Consider the following 906-nt stretch of genomic DNA (forward strand, 5'->3'; position numbering starts at 1 on the left):
CCAGTCCTGCAAGGCCGCGTGCAGCGGTGTGTAGAAGTCGAACGCGGCAGCACCAGCGTCGGATCTGTCCAGCGATCGCTGGCCGGATCGGCCGCGACGAACAGACCGTTGAAGTCATCGCTCAGGTTGCCCCAGGCGCTCGGGTCAAACAGGTCGGCCCACAGATCGTCGAAGTCGGCCCGGGCGGCCGGGACCGACGTCAGCGTTGCGAGGCCGACGGCTGTGAGGATCCCCAGCGCTGCAGGTGCTGTCCTCAGTTCGCCGCGGCGCCCGCGCGCACGGCGCTTCCCTGGCTTTCCCAGAAGATAAGACATCGGACCGACCTCCCTGCGCTGACTAGCGACTTCGGTGCATATTGGGCGACTCTAGCGGAACCGCTAGTGCGAAAAACCGTACCAAACGAATGAGATAGTCGCAGTTTGTAGGCTTCCGGTAGACAATTGACGCTAGCGCAACTACTGTGCTGTTCCTAATGCGCATGTTAACAAGGCGTTACAGCGCTAAGGGCTTATACGGGGAACGGGGGCAATGATGGTTGTTCGGCGCGGTGCCACGGTCAGCAGGAGTTCAGGCAGGGGCGGTTCGAGCCGGCGGATCGTGGGCGCAGCGTCGACAGTCGGCGCGTTCCTGGCCTTTGGAATGGCGCCGTTGGCGGCGGCGCCGGCGGCCAATGCCGACTTCGATGACTTCCTTTCCGACCTGTTTGATCCCACCGCGTGGGGCAACCTGTCCGGGCACTTCGACGACCTGTTCACCGCGTCGGATCTGTCCAGCGATGCGCTGGCCGGATCGGCCGCTGGTGCTGCCGCGTTCGACTTCTACACACCGCTGCACGCGGCCTTGCAGGACTGGATCAATTCTGACTTCGGGTCGCAGGTCAACGGTGTGGTGAACCAGATGTTCGCG

Annotated in this window: 1 protein-coding gene and 1 pseudogene; one reads left to right on the forward strand and one right to left on the reverse strand. The window is 63.5% G+C overall.

Going from position 1 to position 906, the window contains the following annotated elements:
• A partial coding sequence (locus tag A5648_RS23745; RefSeq protein WP_131810540.1) for a hypothetical protein occupies positions 1-314 on the reverse strand: 314 nt, incomplete at its 3' end.
• Between the two features lie 283 nt (positions 315-597).
• Between A5648_RS23745 and A5648_RS08460 the strand changes: the two are divergent.
• Positions 598-906, forward strand: a pseudogene (locus A5648_RS08460) (PGRS repeat-containing protein); the annotation flags it as partial.

This window comes from Mycolicibacter sinensis (genome assembly GCF_001673565.1).
Classification (GTDB): Bacteria; Actinomycetota; Actinomycetes; order Mycobacteriales; family Mycobacteriaceae; genus Mycobacterium; species Mycobacterium sinense_C.